The 21,931-nt window shown below is 49.8% G+C and carries 23 protein-coding genes and 1 pseudogene; 16 read left to right on the top strand and 8 right to left on the bottom strand.

All coding sequences use genetic code 11. The features are described from left to right. Positions 1–849 carry a transglutaminase-like domain-containing protein gene (locus ABV298_RS18935; protein ID WP_353717746.1) on the bottom strand — a complete coding sequence of 283 codons (849 nt, stop codon included), beginning with the start codon at positions 847–849 and terminating at the stop codon, positions 1–3. Between the two features lie 145 nt (positions 850–994). Between ABV298_RS18935 and galE the strand changes: the two genes are divergently transcribed. The 7 genes from galE to ABV298_RS18900 are packed head-to-tail and all read left to right on the top strand — an operon-like array spanning position 995 to position 8,112. Further along, on the top strand, positions 995–2,014 hold the full coding sequence (gene galE, locus ABV298_RS18930; RefSeq protein WP_353717745.1) for a UDP-glucose 4-epimerase GalE: 1,020 nt from the start codon (positions 995–997) through the stop codon (positions 2,012–2,014). Continuing rightward, positions 2,011–3,066: a dTDP-glucose 4,6-dehydratase gene (rfbB, locus tag ABV298_RS18925; protein ID WP_353717744.1), complete on the top strand. Its 1,056-nt coding sequence runs from the start codon at positions 2,011–2,013 to the stop codon at positions 3,064–3,066. Before galE ends, rfbB begins: the two co-directional genes overlap by 4 nt. A gap of 35 nt (positions 3,067–3,101) precedes the next feature. Next, a complete protein-coding gene (gene rfbA, locus ABV298_RS18920) occupies positions 3,102–3,968 on the top strand; it encodes a glucose-1-phosphate thymidylyltransferase RfbA (protein WP_353717743.1) in 867 nt (288 codons plus the stop codon). A gap of 38 nt (positions 3,969–4,006) precedes the next feature. Continuing rightward, positions 4,007–4,648: an O-methyltransferase gene (locus tag ABV298_RS18915; protein WP_353717742.1), complete on the top strand. Its 642-nt coding sequence runs from the start codon at positions 4,007–4,009 to the stop codon at positions 4,646–4,648. Positions 4,649–4,679: 31 nt separating this feature from the next. Beyond that, complete coding sequence (locus tag ABV298_RS18910; RefSeq protein ID WP_353717741.1) at positions 4,680–7,184, top strand: LysM peptidoglycan-binding domain-containing protein; 2,505 nt, start codon at positions 4,680–4,682, stop codon at positions 7,182–7,184. Between the two features lie 12 nt (positions 7,185–7,196). Further along, positions 7,197–7,796, top strand: coding sequence for a DUF3109 family protein (locus ABV298_RS18905; protein WP_353717740.1), 600 nt, complete (start codon positions 7,197–7,199; stop codon positions 7,794–7,796). Then, positions 7,780–8,112, top strand: a complete 333-nt coding sequence (locus ABV298_RS18900) for an MGMT family protein (RefSeq protein WP_353717739.1) — start codon at positions 7,780–7,782, stop codon at positions 8,110–8,112. The genes ABV298_RS18905 and ABV298_RS18900 overlap by 17 nt, the downstream gene beginning before the upstream one ends. 51 nt (positions 8,113–8,163) lie before the next feature. Here the strand turns inward: ABV298_RS18900 and ABV298_RS18895 are convergent, their stop codons facing one another. The 3 genes from ABV298_RS18895 to ABV298_RS18885 all read right to left on the bottom strand — a co-directional run bounded on the left by ABV298_RS18895 (position 8,164) and on the right by ABV298_RS18885 (position 11,029). After that, complete coding sequence (locus tag ABV298_RS18895; RefSeq protein ID WP_353717738.1) at positions 8,164–8,562, bottom strand: hypothetical protein; 399 nt, start codon at positions 8,560–8,562, stop codon at positions 8,164–8,166. 240 nt (positions 8,563–8,802) lie between these two features. Next, the gene (locus ABV298_RS18890) at positions 8,803–9,375 is read right to left on the bottom strand and encodes a hypothetical protein (RefSeq protein WP_353717737.1); all 573 of its coding nucleotides are present in this window, start codon (positions 9,373–9,375) and stop codon (positions 8,803–8,805) included. Between the two features lie 187 nt (positions 9,376–9,562). Then, on the bottom strand, positions 9,563–11,029 hold the full coding sequence (locus ABV298_RS18885) for a sodium:solute symporter (protein ID WP_353717736.1): 1,467 nt from the start codon (positions 11,027–11,029) through the stop codon (positions 9,563–9,565). A gap of 105 nt (positions 11,030–11,134) precedes the next feature. Between ABV298_RS18885 and ABV298_RS18880 the strand changes: the two genes are divergently transcribed. From ABV298_RS18880 to ABV298_RS18870, 3 genes and pseudogenes are all read left to right on the top strand, one after another. Beyond that, complete coding sequence (locus tag ABV298_RS18880; RefSeq protein ID WP_353717735.1) at positions 11,135–11,410, top strand: ATP-dependent Clp protease adaptor ClpS; 276 nt, start codon at positions 11,135–11,137, stop codon at positions 11,408–11,410. Positions 11,411–11,488: 78 nt separating this feature from the next. Further along, positions 11,489–12,104, top strand: a pseudogene (gene recR / locus ABV298_RS18875) (recombination mediator RecR). Positions 12,105–12,127: 23 nt separating this feature from the next. Then, on the top strand, positions 12,128–12,859 hold the full coding sequence (locus ABV298_RS18870) for a superoxide dismutase (protein ID WP_353717734.1): 732 nt from the start codon (positions 12,128–12,130) through the stop codon (positions 12,857–12,859). Between the two features lie 138 nt (positions 12,860–12,997). On the opposite strand, the gene ABV298_RS18865 is transcribed toward ABV298_RS18870, so the two are convergent. Together ABV298_RS18865 and ABV298_RS18860 are read right to left on the bottom strand one after the other, a co-directional pair. Then, the gene (locus tag ABV298_RS18865; RefSeq protein ID WP_353717733.1) at positions 12,998–14,104 is read right to left on the bottom strand and encodes a tetratricopeptide repeat protein; all 1,107 of its coding nucleotides are present in this window, start codon (positions 14,102–14,104) and stop codon (positions 12,998–13,000) included. Then, entirely contained in the window at positions 14,088–14,342 is a 255-nt protein-coding gene (locus ABV298_RS18860; RefSeq protein ID WP_353717732.1) for a hypothetical protein, read from the bottom strand. The genes ABV298_RS18865 and ABV298_RS18860 overlap by 17 nt, the downstream gene beginning before the upstream one ends. A gap of 140 nt (positions 14,343–14,482) precedes the next feature. Between ABV298_RS18860 and ABV298_RS18855 the strand changes: the two genes are divergently transcribed. Then, complete coding sequence (locus ABV298_RS18855) at positions 14,483–15,016, top strand: redoxin family protein (protein ID WP_353717731.1); 534 nt, start codon at positions 14,483–14,485, stop codon at positions 15,014–15,016. Positions 15,017–15,072: 56 nt separating this feature from the next. Here the strand turns inward: ABV298_RS18855 and azu are convergent, their stop codons facing one another. Both azu and ABV298_RS18845 read right to left on the bottom strand, forming a co-directional pair. Next, on the bottom strand, positions 15,073–15,570 hold the full coding sequence (gene azu, locus ABV298_RS18850) for an azurin (protein WP_353717730.1): 498 nt from the start codon (positions 15,568–15,570) through the stop codon (positions 15,073–15,075). Positions 15,571–15,665: 95 nt separating this feature from the next. Continuing rightward, positions 15,666–16,268, bottom strand: a complete 603-nt coding sequence (locus ABV298_RS18845) for a hypothetical protein (RefSeq protein ID WP_353717729.1) — start codon at positions 16,266–16,268, stop codon at positions 15,666–15,668. A 103-nt stretch (positions 16,269–16,371) separates the two neighbouring features. Between ABV298_RS18845 and sucD the strand changes: the two genes are divergently transcribed. The 5 genes from sucD (at position 16,372) to ABV298_RS18820 (ending at position 21,859) form a co-directional block, all read left to right on the top strand. After that, on the top strand, positions 16,372–17,250 hold the full coding sequence (gene sucD, locus ABV298_RS18840; RefSeq protein ID WP_353717728.1) for a succinate--CoA ligase subunit alpha: 879 nt from the start codon (positions 16,372–16,374) through the stop codon (positions 17,248–17,250). A gap of 56 nt (positions 17,251–17,306) precedes the next feature. Next, a complete protein-coding gene (locus ABV298_RS18835; protein WP_353717727.1) occupies positions 17,307–18,488 on the top strand; it encodes a DUF4271 domain-containing protein in 1,182 nt (393 codons plus the stop codon). Between the two features lie 42 nt (positions 18,489–18,530). Beyond that, positions 18,531–19,313 carry a uroporphyrinogen-III synthase gene (locus ABV298_RS18830; RefSeq protein WP_353717726.1) on the top strand — a complete coding sequence of 261 codons (783 nt, stop codon included), beginning with the start codon at positions 18,531–18,533 and terminating at the stop codon, positions 19,311–19,313. Between the two features lie 140 nt (positions 19,314–19,453). Further along, the gene (locus ABV298_RS18825) at positions 19,454–20,431 is read left to right on the top strand and encodes a type IX secretion system membrane protein PorP/SprF (protein ID WP_353717725.1); all 978 of its coding nucleotides are present in this window, start codon (positions 19,454–19,456) and stop codon (positions 20,429–20,431) included. A gap of 354 nt (positions 20,432–20,785) precedes the next feature. Then, positions 20,786–21,859: an SUMF1/EgtB/PvdO family nonheme iron enzyme gene (locus tag ABV298_RS18820; protein WP_353717724.1), complete on the top strand. Its 1,074-nt coding sequence runs from the start codon at positions 20,786–20,788 to the stop codon at positions 21,857–21,859. Positions 21,860–21,931 lie beyond the last annotated feature (72 nt).

Genomic DNA, 21,931 nt, shown 5'->3' with positions numbered 1-21,931 from the left:
TTAGCTTTCCGGCGTATCGTCGAGCGTCGATTTCAGTATTTTTTCGATTTCCCTGATCTTATCCTGCTCGCTGGTTTTTTCGTATGAGAGGATCAGGTTACGCAAAACGCGCTGCACGATTTCCAGATTGGTGCAAGGCTGGTAGAATATCTCCTTCGATTTGATATTCAGCTGTGCTATGTAGTGATCGATATCCGTTTTGGAAAAGATGATCCCGCGATTGAATACATTGATATAGAACTGCGTTTTGTCGCTCTTGTAGGTCAGTACAAAAAGGTTCGGCAAATTCACCCCGTAAACCGGCATGCCCAGTTTCCTTGCGATCAACAAATAAATTACACACAACGTGATCGGATTTCCCCGCCGGCTTTCCAGCACCGAATTGATCATCGAGTTCGTAGGCGAATGGAAGTTCTTCGTGTTCGCGGCAAAATTCATCGGTCCGAAGAAAATACTATTGATGCGTTTGATCTGGTCCACCGCATTCATTTCCTCCTGGAACTGTATCCAGATATCGTAGTAAAGCTGCTCAATGGTGGTTTTCAACTTGTCGATCGAAAGGTCGGGGTAATGGTAAGTAGCGATGATCCACATGCCTTCCAGCAGGTCGAGCCCGCCGCCGTTTTTCCATGCCTGCAACCGTTCGATCATGATGCTGAGCTGCAATTCATGGATCAGCTCCTCGATTTTGCGCTGTACGATCGGGTTGAAACTTTCCTCCCATTCGGTCTCCAGAAAAGGTATCACAGTCCCTCCCAACGACAATATCTTCCCTTCAACATGCTGGCTCACTTCATGATCTTCGTCATCAAGCAAGGATATCAATGCCTTGATTTCTTTCTGGTTCATTATCCTCAAATCTGCGTTTTACAACCAACGGATAAATAAAAACATTTTTTTTTATGGACGTCAAATTTTCTACTTTTGCCCGGAAAAATTTGCCGCTTCAAGACCATCTATACCACCATAATTTTATAAAAAACGCACATAACGCATGAAAATTCTCGTTACCGGAGGGGCCGGTTTTATCGGTTCTCATACCGTTGTAGAGTTGCACAACGCAGGGTTCGAACCGGTCATTGTCGACAATCTGTACAATTCAAATCTCAACGTTTTAGAAGGAATCAAAAAGATCACCGGCAGAGAGTTTCCGTTTTACGAAATCGATTGCAATGATGCCCCGAAAATAAGGGCGCTGTTTGAAAAGGAGAAGTTCGACGGCGTCATCCATTTCGCAGCGTACAAGGCTGTGGGCGAGTCGGTTGAAAAACCCCTGAACTACTACGAAAACAATCTGGTCTCCCTCCTGGTGCTGCTTCGTGCCATGAAGGAATTCAATGTCGATAAATTCGTATTCTCGTCGTCGTGCACGGTATATGGCCAGCCCGAAAAGCTGCCGGTAACCGAAAGTACGCCGCGCCTGCCGGCCAATTCGCCTTATGGCAATACCAAGGCTATTGCCGAGGATATCATCCGCGACCACGTACATTCCGGTCCTGGCCTTAAAGCCATTTCGCTCCGGTACTTCAACCCGATCGGCGCCCACGAATCGTCGCTCATCGGCGAGTTGCCCAATGGTGTTCCCAGCAACCTGGTTCCGTTTATTACGCAAACGGCGGCCGGCCTCCGCAAGTCGCTCACCGTTTTCGGCAACGACTACAATACGCCCGACGGCACGTGTATCCGCGACTTCATCCACGTGGTAGACCTTGCGAAGGCGCACGTGAAGGCGCTCGACCTGCTCGAAGAACAAACGGATACTAACTATTATGACGTATTTAATGTCGGAACGGGCGAGGGCTATACCGTTTTGCAATTGATTAATACTTTTGAGGAAGTAAACGGCGTCAAACTGAATTATACCATCGGCCCGCGCCGGGAAGGGGACGTCGAGAAGATCTACGCACAGTCCGATAAAGTAAATAATGTAATGAAATGGCGTGCCGAGAAAACCATGGCCGAAGCATTGCGCGACGCCTGGAACTGGCAATTAAAACTAACAGCTGAAAAATGAAAAAAATCCTGATTACGGGCGGGGCGGGTTTTATCGGCTCACACGTTGTGCGCCGGTTTGTCAACTTTCACCCGGAATATCATATTTATAACCTCGACGCACTCACGTACGCGGGCAACCTCGAAAACCTGCGCGATATCGAGCATGCGCCAAACTATACATTTGTAAAGGGCGATATCGTCGACGCCGCTTTTATCTACAACCTGTTTACCGAAAACGACTTCCACGGCGTGATACACCTCGCTGCGGAAAGCCATGTCGACCGATCCATTACCGATCCGATGTCGTTCGTGATGACGAACGTCGTTGGCACCGTAAACCTTCTGAATGCGGCGAAAAAAACGTGGAAAGACGATTTCAGCGGACGCCGCTTCTACCACGTTTCTACCGACGAAGTGTACGGCGAACTGCACGACCCCGGCACATTCTTCGTGGAAACGACCAAATACGATCCACGTTCGCCCTACTCGGCATCGAAAGCCTCCTCCGACCATTTCGTACGGGCTTACCACAATACTTACAAGCTGCCGGTAGTTATTTCGAACTGCTCGAACAACTACGGCCCGAACCATTTCCCCGAAAAGCTGATCCCGCTGATGATCCACAATATCATCCAGAAAAAACCGCTTCCGGTTTACGGAAAAGGCGAAAACATCCGCGACTGGCTGTTTGTAGAAGACCACGCGATCGCGATAGACGTGATTTTCCACAAAGGGGCAAATGGCGATACTTATAATATCGGTGGCCATAACGAGTGGAAAAACATCGATCTGGTGAACCTGCTGTGCAGCATTATGGACCGCAAGCTCGGTCGCAGCGAAGGCGAAAGCGCGCAACTGATCACCTACGTAACCGACCGCGCCGGACACGACCTGCGTTACGCGATCGATGCCACCAAACTGTCCGAGGAACTGGGCTGGAAACCTTCGCTCCAATTCGCGGAAGGTCTGGAAAGAACGGTCGACTGGTACCTGGCGAATCAGGACTGGCTCAACAACGTTACCTCCGGCAATTACCAGAAGTATTATGATGAAATGTACCAGGATCGTTAATCCGGTCATTTTTTTACTCAATTGAAACTCTGTTTATGAAAGGCATTATTCTGGCCGGCGGTTCCGGTACGAGATTACACCCCCTCACATTGGCAGTCAGCAAGCAGCTTATGCCCGTTTATGACAAACCGATGATATATTACCCGCTGTCCATTCTGATGCTGGCGGGTATCCGCGAAATCCTGATCATTTCGACCCCGCACGACCTGCCGCATTTCGAAAAACTGCTCGGTGACGGCAGCCGTCTGGGCTGCGAGTTCAGCTACGCCGTGCAACCCAGCCCAGACGGTCTGGCGCAGGCGTTCATCATCGGCGAAGAGTTCATCGGCGACGACAAGGTTGCGCTGATCCTCGGCGATAATATTTTCTACGGGTCGGGCCTTTCGAGCCTGCTCCAGTCCAACAACGATCCCGACGGCGGCGTGATCTTCGCCTATCAGGTGCACGATCCCGAGCGTTACGGCGTTGTAGAGTTTGACAAATCCAATAATGTGATTTCCATCGAAGAAAAACCTGTGCAGCCGAAATCCAATTATGCGGTTCCGGGCTTGTACTTTTATGACAACGATGTGGTGGAAATCGCCAAAACTATCCCTCCGTCACCGCGGGGCGAGCTGGAAATCACGGACGTGAACCGGGTTTACCTCGAACGCGGCAAATTGAAAGTAGGCGTCCTCAACCGCGGCACGGCATGGCTGGACACCGGTACATTCCAATCGCTCATGCAGGCCGGCCAGTTCGTTCAGGTTATCGAAGAAAGGCAAGGTTTAAAAGTGGGTTGCATTGAGGAGATCGCGTACCGCATGGGCTTTATTAATGCAGAACAATTGCGCGAAATCGCCCGGCCATTGGTAAAAAGCGGCTACGGCACTTATCTGGAACGCATTGTGGCTAATGCCTGACCGGCATTGGCATAGGGATTAGCACATATTATATTCGAATGAAGTTTTTGGTAGAGGAAATCGAAGAATATTCCGCAGCCCATACGGAAGATGAGAATGCGTTGCTGAAATCCCTCAACAGGGAAACCCACGCCAACATTCTCAGCCCCCGTATGCTCTCGGGGCACATGCAGGGCAGGTTCCTTTCGATGATTTCCAGGATGATCCGGCCCGACCGTATCCTGGAAATCGGTACTTATACGGGCTACTCGGGCATCTGCCTCTGCGAAGGCCTCAACCCCGGCGGCAAGTTGATCACCATCGATATAAACGAAGAACTCGAAAGCTTCACCAGGCGGTATTTCGACCAGACACCTTTCAGTGACCGGATCGACTACCGTATCGGCAATGCGCTCGACATTATCCCGACGCTCACCGATACATTCGACATCGTTTTCATCGATGCGGATAAAATCAATTATTCTTCTTATTTTAACCTCTGCCTTGACAAAGTCCGTAAAGGTGGCTTCCTGATTGCGGATAATGTGCTCTGGAGCGGCAAGGTCGTCCAGCAGTTGAAAAAGGTAGACAAAGACACGCAGGCATTGCTGGATTTCAACCGGATGGTCCACGAAGACCCGCGGGTATCCAACATTCTGCTACCGATCCGTGACGGATTGATGATTCTTCAAAAATTATAGTACTCAATAGTCAGGCGAGCATTTACTTTTTATGGCCAGAACTTCCATTAGCAACATCATCTCTTTTGTTATTGTCCTGCTGCTGACCGGCAACGCAGTTTTTGCGCAAGCGCCCGAAGTCCCGGCGAGCGTATCCTTCGGCGGAGTTACCGTCAAATTCGACCGGGGCGCGCAGGATATTATCGAGGAAGACATCAAAAGTCTGATGTCTAACAAAAAGTTTTGGGAAGAGAAAATGGATCGTGCCATTATGCACTTCCCGATCGTGGAGGGCATTTTAATGGATGAAGAGGTGCCTATCGACTTCAAATATCTGGCCGTTCAGGAAAGCTCCTTCCGCCCCGACGTCGTTTCGAGCTCGAATGCCGTTGGTTACTGGCAGTTCAAGCCGGAAACGGCGCGTGAATTGAACCTCCGTGTGGACAATGATGTGGATGAAAGAAAAAATATCAGCTCCTCCACACACGCTGCCGCATGGTACCTTAAAAAGAACAACCAGCAGTTCAATAACTGGGTTACCACTTTATATTCCTACTATCAGGGTGCGGGAGGTGTCAAAAAGGTCGTTCCCGCGAGTTGGGCATACGCACGCGAGGTGACACTCACCGGTAAGACGGACCGCTATGTACTCCGTTTCTTTGCACACAAAATCGCACTGGAAGCGGGTATCGAGCGCTACAAATCGCCGAATGCCTATGTTTTGATGGAGTCCGATTATGGTAAAGGCCAGTCCCTTGACGAAATAGCCAAATCGCTGGGCGTCCCCGCCGCTGAATTGAAAAACCACAACAGATGGCTGAACGGCGACAAAGTGCCGGACGACCGCGAATACCTTGTCACACTGCCTGTTCCCGTTGACCAGGTAGCCTCCGTTCGCGAAAAGCTGTCATTACCGCCCCGCCAGACGGCCGTCGCTTCGGTTTATGAAGATACCGGCTTCCCGATACTCAAAAAGTCGGCTGTTCAACTTCCGGAGCCTAATTCGCCTACACTTTACGAAATCAACGGATTGCCGGGTATTGAAGCTCGTGCGGGCGACAAACCTAAAACCCTGGCCAAAGCGGCCGGCATTCGTACGCCGCGTTTTATGCGCTACAACGACCTGCTGGCGGATATGCCCCTTGTTCCCGGGCAAGTATATTACCTGGCCCGCAAGAACAAAAAAGCGACAACCCCATTCCACACGGCACGCCCCGGCGATACGTGGTTGAGCGTTTCGCAGCAATATGGTATCCGTTTGGTGAACCTTCTGAAATTTAACCGCACTACCAGCCGCAACTACCCTATTCAAACCGGCCAGGTTCTTTTCCTGACCAAAAAACGTCCGCGTAAACAGCCAATCGAGATCATCGCGCCGCCACAACCGAAAGCCCCGGGCAGGAAAGATTCGGTAATTGCGGTAGTACCCGAAAAAGCGCCCGTTGCTTCCACCGCCTCGCCAGCCGCTTCAACAAGCAACAACATTCCAAGTAACCCCTCCGGCCGTAAAAAATACACGCCGGTCCTGGTTGAAAAAGGCGAAAGCAGTGTTGCAAAGGAAACGGAACCAGCTTCCGCACCCGCCGTCGCGTCGGCTACAAAGGCGGCAGCCAATACGGCCGGCCTCTATAAGCCGTCCGCACCCGCTGCCGCAAATAAACCAACCGCTGCACCGGCGGCCTCAAATACCCCCGACGACCGTGTCGTGATCATCACACAGGATGACGCCAACAGTACGTTCAAATCGAACGAGGAAGAAAAAGCCGCAGGTAAATCGCCGGGCAAGGTGGTAACGCCGAACAATACGCGTACGACTGCTTCCTCGGGATCGGTATACACGCGCATGCGTTCCGAACGTGCCTCCCGCGACGCGGAAGCTGAAAAGGAGGTTCCTGCCAGAAAGGAAACCGAGCCCGCAAATTGGAGCAGCGCCGAAGAGAAAACAGTCGCAGCTGCGTCCGCGGCGCCCAGCTATCACACGGTGCAATCCGGCGAAACTTATTTCAGTATAGCCAATAAATATAACCTGCCGCTCCGCGAGTTGCTGGCGATCAACAACCGTACCGCTCAAAGCCGTCTGGTAACCGGGCAACGACTGCTCGTTTCGAAGTCCGGTGCGGAAGAAACCCCCGCCAAAGTAGCTGTGGAGCGTCCGGCACCTGCGTCTACATTCAAGACGCCGGAAGAAATCAAAGAAGAAACACGGCTTTCTGCAACGTCTGGCAGCGAATTCCACACCGTTCAGAGCGGACAGACTTATTACAGCATTTCAAAAGCCTACGGAATTTCTATCAAGGAATTGCTCGATCTGAATAACCTGAGCGACTCTGACCGTCTGAAATCCGGTCAGAAATTACGCGTGCGAAAAGGAGAGGGCGGTGAAGCTACCTCCGACAATCAGTCGTCGGGTGTGCAAACGCACACGGTCGCCCCCGGCGAAACGCTCTTCCGCATCGCCCAGAACTACCATACCAATGTGGAGGATATCAAGAAATTAAACAATATGTCCGGAAATAGTGTTATGGTGGGACAAAAACTCAAAATACCTCAGCAATAGGCTGTTCCCATTATGATTCTCATTGAAAATACTTGCATTAGCGACGACATCGAAGACCAGGAGTTTGTTTGTAATCTGGACAAATGCAAAGGCGCGTGTTGTGTGGAGGGGGATTCCGGTGCCCCGCTGGATGAGGCTGAGCTCGCGATACTCGATGAGATTTATCCCGAAGTGGAGCCCTACCTGACCGAATCCGGCAAAAAAGTAATCGCCGCGGAGGGCACCTGGACCAAAGATTGGGACGGCGACTATGTGACGCCGATCATCAATGGCCGTGAATGTGCTTACGCGATTTACGACCAGAAAGGCATTCTCAAATGCGCCATCGAAGAAGCGTACAACGATGGCAAGATCAGCTATAAGAAACCTATTTCGTGCCATTTGTACCCGATCAGGGTTACGAAATACGAGCAGTACCACGCACTTAATTACGACCGCTGGGAAATATGCAGCCCGGCGTGCAGTCTCGGCCAGCAGCTGAAAGTGCCGGTTTACAAATTCCTGAAAGAACCGCTTGTTCGGGCCTACGGCGAAGATTGGTACCGCCAGCTTTCAGACGAAATCGACGAAAGACAGCAAGCGCGCGCTAACGAGCATGAAAAAGGGAAATGACTTTTTTAACGATGTGTACGACGTCGTAAGGCAGATACCGAAAGGCCGCGCCACTTCCTACGGCGCAATTGCGGCTTACCTGGGCTCCAAACGCGGTGCAAGAATGGTCGGCTGGGCGATGGGCAACAGCTACCATGAACAGGGTATCCCCGCACATCGAGTAGTGAACAAGGTCGGCGAATTGAGCGCAAGCCATCTATTTGAAACTCCTACCACCATGCAGGAAAGGCTCGAAAGCGAAGGGGTGAAAGTCGAAAACAACCGGATCGTCAACTGGGAGGAATGCTTCTGGGATCCCGAGAAGGAACTGCATTGACATAAAAAATCCCGGTCTTTCGCAAGACCGGGATTTTTATTGATCCTACGCTTACTGTAAAGAGATCATCTTGGAGCTGGTGCTCTCGATATTGACCTCTTTCACCAGCTTGTCTTTTTTGTGCGACAGTTCGAAATAGTAGGTTCCGTCGCTCATCTCGTCGAGGTTGAACACGCGGCGATATTTGGTGTCGCGCTCGTTGAATACTTCCGAGTAGTAAATCTTGCCGGCCTTGTCTTTCAGTACGACACGCAGCCTTTCGTTTTCTTTTTTGTCAACGGACAGCTTTACCTTGTTGGTATCGCTGATTTTGTACAATGCGGCATCGAAGCTCATTACGCGGGCTGTTTCTTTTTCTTCTTTGTTTTTCTTTTTGTCGGCGGCAAAAGACGTGAGCGACAATGTGAGCGCCAGGGCGCCGGTCAGGATAGAAACAATGGAGATTTTCATGGCTAATAAGTTTTAAAAGTTTGGCTCTGTACAATCGCACAGTTGACTTTACATAAAAAAAGGATGTGCCAAACCCGGCTCTTTTCGACCGACCTTCGGCACATCCAACTTATACAGCACTGATAACGAGTAGCTTACAAATAATTTCAAAAATTTTTCATCTCCTTGCGCCCGGTTAGCCATCTGTTCAGAACCGAACATTTATGCCTGAAACCGAACGCTTTAAAAGTTGCTTGCAGATTAAATTTTTCCCCTGCTTTCATTCGCGATCTTCTGGATCATCGGCAGTCTGCTCGCAGGTATCGGGTGCCTGTAATCCCAGAATGCCGACACACAAACGATCTTCCATTCGCCGTTGATCTTTTCGAGCAGCCTTACTTCCTTGCTGTGGTGAAAGTTCTTTTCGGATTTATCGCTATTGAACTGGTCCCAGGTGAGATAGGCTACATTACCGTCATAAAACTTGAAAATCATATTCTTTCGCTCTACGATCGGGTGGCTGGAAACAGGCTCGGGATTGGCGGCGATGTATTTGCCTACCTGTCTGTTGATATCCGCCCAACCTACATTGGAATCGAAGGTACCGTCATCATTGCTCCAAGCCTGAAAAGCATAGTCGGTCTGCGCGTAATTCGATTTCCAGGCATTGTAATCGCGCGCAAAAAATGACCTTGTTTCATTCTCTATGACTGCTTTAATGGCTTTCTTTTCCTGTTCGAGGTGGGCTTGACGGGCAGCCTCCTCCTCTTTTGCTTTGTCCTTGCAAGAAACACAGAGTACAACGCTTAATAAAATGACTGACAGTGTTTTCATATTGCAAAAGTTTAGTTTGTTAAATAAATAACCCACTTAATCTTCAATGAAACATCCATCAGGTGGCATGTCGGGGCACGCCTGATTTTATCAGAAAGTTAATATTTTTTTGGATATATACAAGAAAAATCCCCGAAATCGTGTAACCGATTCCAGGGATTCCGAATATTAATATGGCTTGTCGCAGCTATGCCTGAGGTACGTAACGCCGGCCGTTCCTGTCATGCAGCAACCAAAGCCCTATGAATGTTATCAAGCCATTGATAATGAGCCTTTCAAAGCCAAATTTATAGCCATTGAACCACTCCGCGGAATGATCGTTGATAATGTAGGTCACAATCGGCGCGAGAATACAAACGAATGGTACGAAGCGGTCTTTTACGGGGCGCTTCAAAAATGCCCCGAATGCGAACAGCCCCAGCAGCGGCCCGTAAGTATAGCCGGCCAGGTCGAACACCGCGGTGATCACTTCTTTGTTGTTCATTCTGTTAAATACCAGGATCACCAGGTAGAAAATCACCGAAAACCCTACATGCACCCAGAACTTGATCGACGCCCGCTTTTCCTCCGGACGCTTTTCGATATTCATGAAATCGATACAGAATGCGGTAGTAAGGGCCGTAAGGGCCGAGTCGGAGCTGGCGTAGGTGGCTGCGGTAATACCGAGCAGGAACGTAATACCAACTACCAGCCCCAGGTGGTTCAATGCGAGCATTGGATAGAAGTCGTCCGTCTTTGCAGGCGCAGGAATGCCTTGCGCCTCTGCATATACGTAAAGCAATGCACCCAGCGAGAGAAAAAGAAAGTTGACGATCACCAGCACAACCACGAACCAGAACATATTCTTCTGCGCTTCGCCGATGTTTTTACAGGTTAGGTTCTTTTGCATCAGGTCCTGGTCGAGGCCAGTCATGACGATCGCGATGAAAACGCCGGCAAAGAACTGTTTGAAGAAATTTTTAGGATCGTTGGTATCCCAATAGAATATCTGCGAATACCCGCTTTTCTGAACGGCCGTCCAGATCCCGCCAAAGCCGTCGAGATTCAATTCACCCGAAACGAGCACGATCGTGAGCACTACGGCGGTTATAAGAAAGAATGTCTGCAGGGTATCGGTTACGATAATCGTTTTGACCCCGCCCTTAAAGGTATAAATCCAGATCAGGAAGATGGTGATCGCTACCGCCACCTCGAAAGGAACGCCCAGCGGCTTGAATAATGCCAGTTGCAAAACCTGCGCCGCCACATACAAACGCACCGCCGAACCGACCGTCCGGGAAAGCAGGAAAAAAGCCGAACCGGTTTTATACGACCAAAACCCAAAGCGCTGTTCGAGATAAGAATAAATCGAAATCAGGTTCAACCGGTAATAAAGCGGCATCAGCACCGTCCCGATCACGAGGTAACCCAGGATATACCCTATTACTACCTGGAAATAGGAGAACTGAATATTCACCACCGCCCCGGGTACGGAAACGAAGGTGACGCCGGACAGGGAGGTGCCGATCATCCCGAAAGCCACCAAGTACCACGGCGACTGCCTGTTAGCCGTAAAAAAGGTATTCGTATCCGCCCCTTTGGAAGTAAAAATGGACACCGTGATCAGCATTCCGAAATAAACCACCAGGATCAGCAGGGATATGTAAGGGTTCATTAAATGGGTATTTGGGGATTCAGGAGTGGATTAAAAGGCGCTTAAAAGCTTCGGATAGTCTCCGGTTTTAATTAGATTTGCTAATCAAACAGAAATTTGATTGTTATGCAAGCGCTCACAGAAACAGAGCTGGAAATTCTGGAAGAAACCGTAGATACGGGCATTAAAAAGCTGGTAATCTACAATGACGACGTGAATACCTTCGATTGGGTGATCGATACGCTGATGGAAGTTTGTGGCCACACCAGCGAGCAAGCCGAGCAATGTACGATCATTATCCATTACAAAGGCAAATGCGCTGTAAAAGAAGGGCCTTTTGAAGAACTGGCAGGAATGCGCAACGAGATATGCCGCCGGGGCATTTCAGCGGAGGTGCATTGAGCTACCACCTGAAACGCATTTCCAGCATCAACAAACGGGTTTTGATGATCCATCGGGCCCATCACTCAGCATCTTCCCATGAACTACCCCTCACGTCTTATTGAGGACGCCGTCGCTGAAATTTCCCGCCTTCCGGGAATCGGCAAGAAAACAGCATTGCGCCTGGCACTGCATTTGCTGAAAAGGGATGAAGAGCAAACTCGCTCGCTGTCCGACGCACTGCTGAACATGCGTACCAAAACCACCTACTGTACCCGCTGCCACAACATCGCCGACGACCTGCTCTGCAACATCTGCGGCAATAGCAAGCGTGACCAGACGACCATTTGCGTTGTGGTGGATACCCGCGACGTGCTTGCCATCGAATCCACAAACCAATACCGGGGTTTGTACCACGTGCTCGGGGGGGATTATTTCGCCATTGGAAGGCATCGGACCGTCCGACCTGGAAATCGATTCGCTTATGGCGCGCATTGGTGCGCGCGAAGGTGAAGATGCGGTGCATGAAGTGATTCTGGCATTGAGCCCTACCATGGAAGGAGATACCACAGCTTTTTACCTCCAGAAGAGGTTGAAGGCCACAGGCGTAAAAATAAGTACCATCGCAAGAGGGATCCCCATCGGCGGAGACCTGGAATATGCGGACGAGATTACGCTCGGCCGCAGCATTGTAAGCCGGGTGGCTTATGATTAACACTAAACACTTAATGTACTATTATGAATAGAACAGACTTTTTGCGGACACTGGCCGGGGGTGCACTGACCGCCGGTGCATTGGCTGAGCAATCATTCGGCGCAGCATCGCGCGCAGGCGCACCGGCATCCAGCGGCATACTGGCCGAAACGGCCCCGTTCAAGCAGGCACCGCTTCCTTACGACTTCGGCGCACTGGAGCCCAGCATCGATAAGCTGACCATGGAAATCCATTACGGCAAACACCACGCTGCGTACGTCAAGAACCTCAACGACGCCGTAAAAGGAACCGAATGGGAGAAAAAGTCTCTTGAAGATATCATCAAAGCAGTCAGCAAAGCGCCGGCTGCCATTCGTAACAATGGCGGCGGCCACTGGAACCATACGTTCTTCTGGGAAGTAATGGGTCCCAAAAAGAGCGCCGCGCCAACCGGCGCGGTAGCCGACGCGATCAATGCCCAGTTCGGTTCATTCGAAAAATTCAAGGAGGAATTCGGCAAAGCGGCAACAACCCGTTTCGGTTCGGGCTGGGCGTGGCTCGTTGCCAAAGGCGGAAAGCTGGCCGTAGGCTCAACACCGAACCAGGACAACCCGCTAATGGACGTTTCCGATTTCAAAGGAACGCCAATCCTCGGCATAGACGTATGGGAACACGCCTATTACCTGCACTACCAAAACAAACGCCCGGATTACGTGAAAGCATTCTGGGACGTGGTGAACTGGGATAAAGTGGCTGAGAATTTGAAAAAGGCTTAATGAAAGATGTCAGTCTGAGCGCAGTCGAAGACAATCCATACGGCGAAATCGTACCGTATTGCAAAATGCTTCGACTCCGCTCAGCACGACACACCCTTTCCTCCGTCCTCCATTTCTTCCCCTTTCTCCTTCCTCCTTCTAATTACAATACGCTCCAATCACCTTATAAGCCTGCTGGTAACCCAGTTCCCCGGCTTTGCTCAGATCGAGGCAGCCGTCGTTGATTTCGCCCAGGCTGTTTTTAATAATTCCTCTCAGGTAATATGCTTCGGGATAATCGGAACGGAGCTTGATAGAGCTGGTAAAATCCAGTACCGCGCCCATTTGGTCGCCTGATGCAGAGCGGATCATGGCCCTCGAAAAATAGGCATTGGCATAGGTTGGATTGAGCTCAACCGCGGTGGTGAGGTCAGCCATTGCCCCTTTCAGCTCCCCTACTTTCGACTTTGCAATCCCGCGCACGTAGTATGCCTCCGCGCGCTCGCTGGTAAGATTGTCGATTTTGATATTCATCTGTACCTGGTCGCGCAGCTCGTCGAGTTTCTCTTTACCGATCTTCCCTGTGTAAGCGTTCTTTTTGGGATCTCCGGTGTAGGCGTTTTTCACTTCTATTGCCTTCGAAAGGTCGGCGATCGCGCCTCGCGGGTCATTCAGCTTGCCTTTGGCGAAGCCGCGCCCGTAATAGGCATGGTAATTTTCGGGGTCGAGCTGAATGGTTTTATCAAAATCGATGATTGCGCCCTGGTAATCTTCGAGTTTTGTTTTAGCCAGGCCCCGGCTGTTGTAATACTCGCTATCATTGGGGCTCAGTTCGATGGCGCGGGTAAAATCCGCCGCGGCTCCCTGGTAATCGCCCAATTCCAGCTTCGCAAGGCCTCTGCCTGCGTAAGCCCCGGTACGTTTCGGGCTCAGTTCGATCACGCGCGTAAAGTCTGCGAGGCTGCCGGCATATTCCTGCAAATCTTGCTTGCAGTTACCGCGGGCGTAAAGCGCGGCCAGCTCGTCGGGATTTAAAGAGAGCGCCCGGTCGAGGTCGGCCAGCGCACTGCGATGATTCTTCAATTTGGCATAACTCACACCGCGGTTATAATATGCTTTCGGTTCTTCCGGATTCAGTTCGATCGATTTGGAATAGTCTTCGATAGCTGCACGGTAATCCTCCTGCAAGCTTTTGCTTACCCCGCGGCTTTGGTAGTAAAGTGCCTCCTTGGGATTCAGTTCGATGGCTTTATCGTAATCCAGCATGGCCCCCCCGGTAGTCTTTGAGGTTAGCCTTGGCCAGCCCGCGGTTGAAATAGCTCGGTGCATGATCCGGATTCATCGAAATAACTGTGGTGTAGGCTTGCATGGCACCGTTGAAATCGCCTGTGCCGGCTTTGGCATTACCGTCTTCGAAATACTCGGCAGCAGAACGTTGGGCAAAAACAGGGCAATAAAGGGTAAGCGCAAGGAGAAATGAAATGCCAGTAAATTGAAGTCTCATGAATGTAAACCTTTTCCTCAAATCGATGTTTTTTAAATAGTGTATAAAAGTATTCAAATTCCGAGTCAGCATCAAAAAAAGAAAAGCCCTATTTTTGGAATGGCTCGTATCCACATCCATTCACCAGAATCATATCAGTTATGACTTCAACCACCCGGAAAATATCGCTCGTTTTGTTGCTCCTCATGGCCGGCGCGGCGGTTTATTTTGTGTTTTTCAAACCACCTGCGCAACAGGACGACGAAATCACCGGAGCGCCGGCCGCGCAGGAATCGGTGTACCTGCCGCTGACCGACCTTAATGGCAAAGAAGTTACGATGGATGAAAACAAAATTGCCTTCGTAAATGTGTGGGCGACCTGGTGCGGGCCCTGCAACATGGAAATGCCGGGCATTCAAACGCTCTACAACAAGTACAAAGATCATGGCAAAGTTGCATTTTACATCATCTCCGACGAGGATGCCGAAACCGTGAACCCGTTCATCACACGGAAAGGCTACAACCTGCCATTTTACCGGTATTCAGGTCCCTATCCTGCGGCGCTCGACGGTAACGCCATTCCGCGGACGTACATTATTTACAAAGGAAAGATTCTCGCGCAGGAGATAGGCGCCTCGCAGTGGGACAGGCCCGAAGTGATCGAGCTGATCGAAAAACAATTGGCCGAGATATAAAAAACAGAAAAGGCGCCACACGAATGCGTGGCGCCTTTGATATAAAGCAGGTTCGCTTATTCTACGATGAAGCTGCCTTTCATCAGCGCATAGTGGCCGGGGAAGCTGCAAATGTAGGTGTAAGTTCCTTTTGCAGGAGCTGTGAACTCGATCGTGTCGCTTTCGCCACCGCCTACCAGTTTCGTATGTGCGATGATGCTCGCTTTCTCCGATGCAGGGATATAATCTGTTTCTCTTGCAGCAGCAGCTTTCGATCCGAATGCAGCTACGTCGGTGCCTGGTTTCAGAAGAACCCAGTTGTGGCCCATAGCAGCTTTCGCAAGTTTACCTGAGTGTGTCAGCGTAAGTTTCACTTTTTGTCCGGCCTTCACTTTGATTTCTTTCAGGTCGAACTGCATTGCATCACTTCCTTTGATCACGATCGTCTTAGCTTGCTTCACATCGCTTGTTGCTTCTTTTGCAGGAGATGTTTTAGCCGAAACAGGGTTCAATGTAACTGCTCCGAAAGCCAAAACCGAGGCAAGAAGCATTACGCCATACTTGGTCCTTTTCATATTCTGAGTATTAGTAAACTTGTTTGGTTAAGATTAACTGGTGCAATTTACGACACGCGTTCCGAAAAATGCAATCCATTAACAATTGTTTGAACTTAAAAGAGGATCTTATACTGGTCGCGCACGGCCCGGCCCACGCAAATGACCGATAACACCATCATATAATGGTTAATATCAACGGGATCCATGGGGAGCGGCAATTTCCCCGACTTCGTCGAAAGGGCCAGCAGCATCATCGAAAACAACGTCCACAATGCGCTCTTCTGCCGGTTCGCAAGCCCTACGCAGGAGATAAGCAATGTTACCAGAATACAAAAAGCCTTGATGATCAGCCCCACATATTCTACCCGGAACCAGGTAATGCAGTAAAACAGCAAGGCACCCAGCCCGACGGTCGAGTAAAACAGGAACGTGCCGCTCTCATACCGCATAATGAGGCACCACGAGGCTGTCACGAGGCACAGAGCACCGAGCGTCATTTCGCCCGCCTCGAATATTTCGTGGGCCATCCCCAACCCCTCGACACCGGCATAAAACAGCAGATCAGTGAATGCGACGAGCGAAATGCTCCCGAAGAAAATGCCCCAGAGCCACCGGATCAGAACCTGTTGCTGCCTGAAATACCGGGAGAAGACAAATAAACTGGTGATCGCTAAAACGAGGTTGGAAAATATATGCGGATTCAGAAATATGTTCATAAACAGCCATCATGATGTCAAAAAAGCAATTTACAAATTATGCCTACATTTTGCTACTTCGTGGTTTTCGTCCTACTTTTACCGAAAAAACTGATTTACCAACATGAGCGTTTTAGTTAATAAAAACTCCAAGATTATAGTTCAGGGATTTACCGGTTCGGAGGGCTCTTTCCACGCCCAGCAAATGATTGAATACGGTACGAATGTCGTAGGTGGTGTTACGCCTGGCAAAGGTGGGCTTTCTCATTTGGAAAGACCTGTTTTTAATACTGTTGACCTTGCCGTACGCGCTACCGGTGCAGACGTTTCGATCATTTTTGTTCCACCGGCTTTCGCTGCCGACGCGATCATGGAAGCTGCTGATGCTGGTATCGGCGTTATCGTCTGTATCACCGAAGGAATCCCTACGAAGGATATGATGCAGGCGAAAGAATATATCAAAGGCAAAAACACCCGCCTGATCGGTCCGAACTGCCCGGGTATCATCACAGCTGAAGAGTGTAAGGTAGGTATCATGCCGGGTTTCATCTTCAAAAAGGGAACGATCGGTCTGGTATCGAAATCCGGAACGCTTACTTATGAAGCGGTAGATCAGTTGACGCGCGCCGGATTGGGCCAGACTACGGCGATAGGTATCGGCGGCGACCCGATCATCGGCACAACCACCAAGGAAGCCGTCGAACTCCTGATGAACGACGACGAGACCGAGGCGATTGTCATGATCGGCGAAATCGGCGGAAGCATGGAAGCGGATGCAGCCAACTACGTAAAATCGACCGGTAATAAAAAACCTGTCGTAGGTTTCATCGCCGGCCAGACCGCCCCGAAAGGACGCCGCATGGGCCATGCCGGTGCGATTATCGGCGGTGCCGACGACACCGCGGAAGCGAAAATCCGTATTATGAAGGAATCCGGCATTTTCGTGGCGGAGTCCCCTGCTCTGATCGGCGAAACCATGCTTCTCGCGCTTGGAAAGAAATAATCATTGCTAACCGACTTGGATCAAAGGGCTGGGGAAACCCAGCCTTTTTTTGTACGATGAAGTCCATATTTTCCGCTTTTTTTTGGGCTTTTTTTACGGCAATCAGCGTGCTGGCGGCATCCGCGCACGGCGCGGCGAAAGTGACCCCGCCCGGCCGGTTCTTTCCTGTTTACAATTACCAGGACGATTGGCTGGTTTACAGCGGGCAGTACAAAAATTATGTACCCTTCTCGCAGGGCGTCAACGAGGGCACCCGCTTCGCCAGCCTCTATATCGATCTGGTCAAAAACCGGCGGTATTCGCTGCTCGTACATTCGGAAAACGAGAGTTATCTTTTTCTGGAAGGCGCGTTGCAGAACCGGATCGAACCCGGCAAATGGCAGGAGATCAATCTGGACAGCCTGTACCGCGTTTACCGTAAAGATGAATTGCTGCTGACGCTTTATGGCAGCCCGGGCATTGCCGATAAAACGGTCATGATCTGCAACAAGAAAAAGCAAACCGATGCCGGAACCATCGGCCCGGCGCGTTCGGGTTTTGTCAATATCAAACCCGTTTCCTTCTCGCCTTTCGGTACGTTCGCCGGCATTGTGCTGACCATTATTCTGATACTGAACGCGTGGATTTTCAATCTGAACCCACTTTCATTCATCCGTTTAATAAATCCCATCGAATTTTTCAATAACGACCCGCGCGACCAGCTGTCGAAGATCAACAAGCCGTACAGCAACACGGTAATCTTCTTCGTAGCGATCAGTTCGATGATGATGGCCTTTACGGTGATTTATCTTTCGATAAACAGGCTTAACCTGTTCTCCGTCAGCACAATATTATCCGAAAAAGCAAATACGCTGCAAATTCTGGGCGACTTTTGCATTCTCTCGCTGATCTTCTTTCTGCTGATTTACGCCAAGTATGTTTTCATGGTCCTGGCAGGCAATATGCTCAATCTGGATAAGCAGGTCGATATAATTTTCATCAAAATCGTACAGTCGTCCTACCTCTTTTACGCATTGATTTTCCTGGCTATTTTCGCGTTGTATTCCAACCATATCAACTGGCTGGAAGCAAGCAGGCCGTATGTGTTGTTGCCGTTCCTTGTGTTCTATCTGACACGGTTTGTGGGGCTATATGTTGTAGCCAAGCCGACCGGCTCGTTGATTAATCTCTATTTATTTTCTTACCTTTGTGTCATCGAAATAATCCCACTCATCGTGAGTATGAAGTTTGCTTTATAGTCAGGGGGGCATGATTTGGGAATAAACTAATGAGGATTATACATGAGTGATACCATCAATTTTGATCAGGACAGGCTTAAAAAAGTAACCAGCCTTTTGGTAAGTCAATCCCGACCAGCGGACGAGAATTCACCTTATTATGAATTAGCCAGAAAGTATAATATCAAAGTTGATTTCCGGCCATTCATCCACATTGAAGGAGTGTCCTATAAGGATTTCCGCAAACAAAAAGTCAACATCCTGGACCACACGGCCGTTATTTTCACCAGCCGTAACGCTATCGATCACTTTTTCCGCATTTGCAACGAAGGCCGGATCGAAGTGCCTGCTACGATGAAATATTTCTGTATTTCGGAACAGACGGCCAATTATCTTCAGAAATACATTGTGATCCGGAAAAGGAAAATTTTCACAGGGACCAAAACTGCCGCCGAGCTGATCGAGCTGATGCGCAAACATAAAAAGGAAAAATTCCTCTATCCCTGCTCGGACGTCAGAAAGAGCGACATCCCGGAGTTTGCGGATACCGAAGAATTTCATTTCACAGAAGCAACTATGTATCAGACTGTTTCGTCTGACCTGTCGGATCTGGAAGATGTATATTATGATATCATCGCATTTTTCAGCCCATCGGGTATCAAGTCGCTTTTCGAGAACTTTCCCGATTTTAAGCAGAACAACACCCGCATTGCGGCATTCGGGCCTACCACGGCGAAGGCTGTTGAAGACGCCGGGCTGTTCCTGGACATCCAGGCTCCGCTGCCCAATGCCCCTTCGATGACAGGCGCCCTCGACCTGTACATCCGCAAGGCTAACAACGTATAAGGAGCTTTGCAAAGACATGAAAAAAGCCCCGGAAAAAATCCGGGGCTTTTTCATGTTTATATCAATTTTTTTAAGCAATATGCGTTATCAATCTAAATCCGAAAGCATATCAGCGTGATCCTTAAATCTATTCCTGCGGCATGACTTTGACTTTTACTATTCGAAGTACCAGATACATCCGGCCCTTTGCGTTACTGCTTTTCCTGCCACTCTGCGCCATTGCCCAAAAGGATGCGCAATTCAGCTTATTCTCTTTAAACCAGCTTTACCTGAACCCGGCGGCGGCCGGTGCCGACGGCCTTACCAAGTTTCAGCTTACGCACAGAACACAGTACGCAGGTTATCAGGGAACTAATATCGATGATACAGGCGGCGCGCTTTCGACACAGCTGTTTTCATTCAGCATGCCGATCAAGAATTTTGGCATCGGGTTTTACGCGTTGAACGACAAAAGTGGCCCGAGAACCGACCAGGACTTCAAACTTTCGGCCGCATACCATATTCCGCTCGGAAGCGGAAAATTAGGCGTCGGCGTCAGCGCCGGGCTGTTCCGCCAGGCGATCGACTATGGTAAACTTCGTGCCCGCGACCCGGACGATCCTTTGATCCAAACCGGGACAATTGCCGAAATGAACCCCGATTTCTCGGTGGGCGCACGGTACGAAAACGAGACATTTTACGCAGGTTTGTCGCTAAATCACTTCCTTAAACCCAAATACCAGCTGGGCTCTGAAAGCGGCACCAACCCGCTTCCGAGAACGCTTTATTTCAATGCTGGCGTAAATCTAGAATTAGGCTATTTGCTGGACATCCAGCCAATCGTACTGGTAAAGTCAGACATCAATACCGTGTCGGTCGAGGGCGGCGCAACAGTTACCTATAACAAGCGCTACTGGATAGGCGGTACTTACCGGCAACAGGATACCTACTTCATCATCATGGGAGGCATTTACCTGCTTCCGGATCAGTCGCTACGGCTTTCGGGCGCATATGACATGGTCGTAGGCGGGAACAAAACCAAGTCACCTTCTTCTTTCGAAGTAATGCTTTCATATGCGCTGCCCTCGCCGAAATTCGGTAAAAAGGCCCCTATTCGTACACCCCGGTTCCGCTTCTAGCAAGGCCGGTGAGCGCTTTGGATTATATTAATATTTTATCATCAAATTATTAAAAATCCAAGAATTGGATGTCAAATCGACGTTTTTTACAAACCTCTCGGTAAGTCGCATGAATCAGTTTGCGAAACTTTGATTTATATTTGTAAAATGTTCGGCTTCCATACCAATTGCATTATTCTTACGTTAAGTCGATAAACGCCTGATTTAGTAACTGATCCGTGACGAATTCAAGAGCCAGACCCGGTAGCGTTCAATCTGACAGGCGTTCACATTTTGTTTTATTTCAAGTATACTAGATATCATTCGTTGACGTTTTTAGGCTAGCATTTTATTATCAAAATTTACAAAACCACTATGAATGTGAAAGTGTTCTATCGGGATGGAGTCAAAAGCCTGCTTCTGGTAGCCGCATTGATGCTCTTGCAAAGCTGCGGTTTTCTCAAAAGCAAGTTTGGCAAGGGAGGAAAAGAAGAAAGCGGTATTCAAAACGGTGAAATCACTGCTACTGCCCGTAAGGGATTCAAGCAGACCACGCCCGCCGGGATGGTCGTGATCCCTTCAGGTTCTTTTGTAATGGGCCAGGCTGACGAAGACATCGCTTCCTCCATGAACAATATGAACCGCCGCGTGACGATCAGTTCATTCTTTATGGATGACACTGAAATCACCAACAACGAATATCGCCAGTTCGTGAACGCGCTCCTGGTCGATTCCGTGTCGGTGCTCGGCGAAGAAGAAATCATGACCAAATACTATCCCGATACAACCGTTTGGAAAAAGGACTTTGCCTACTCCAACGGGGACCCGTTCGTAGAATACTATTACCAGCACCCGGGCTTCGATACTTACCCTGTAGTGGGCGTAAGCTGGATCGCCGCCACATACTTCTCAAAATGGCGCACGAACCTGCTCCACGACTTCCAGAACAAGGAAGGGCAATTCAACTCGACCGGCTTCCGCCTGCCGACAGAAGCCGAATGGGAATGGGCTGCCAGAGGCGGGCGCGCCGTTGCGAAATATCCCTGGGGTAACCCTTACACCATGAACGCAAAAGGATGCTTCCTGGCGAACTTCAAACCGCAACGCGGAAACTACGACGCCGACGGATATCCTTACACCGGTCCTGCGAATGCGTACAATCCTAACGACTTCGGCCTGTACAACATGGCCGGAAACGTAGCCGAGTGGACTTCGGATGCTTATACAGATAACGCAACGGCGATCGTGTGGGATATGAACCCGCAATACAACGATCCTAACGAACCGCGGAAGGTAGTAAAAGGCGGTTCCTGGAAAGACATTGCTTATTATCTGCAAACCGGCACCCGCACCTACGAGTACGAAACCGAGACCCGTGCGTTCATCGGCTTCCGTTGCGTGATGGATAACGTAAACGACCGCGGAGGAGCTAGTGCCCGTCGTCGCTAATCAAGACTTTCACATCAAAAGAAGCAGCGTTTATACACTGCTTCTTTTTTTACGATCTGACCGAATCAATCC

It is taken from the genome of Dyadobacter sp. 676 (assembly GCF_040448675.1).
Lineage (GTDB): Bacteria > Bacteroidota > Bacteroidia > Cytophagales > Spirosomataceae > Dyadobacter.
The sequence above is the reverse complement of the archived record's forward strand: the minus strand, read 5'-3'. Positions and strand labels throughout refer to the sequence as shown.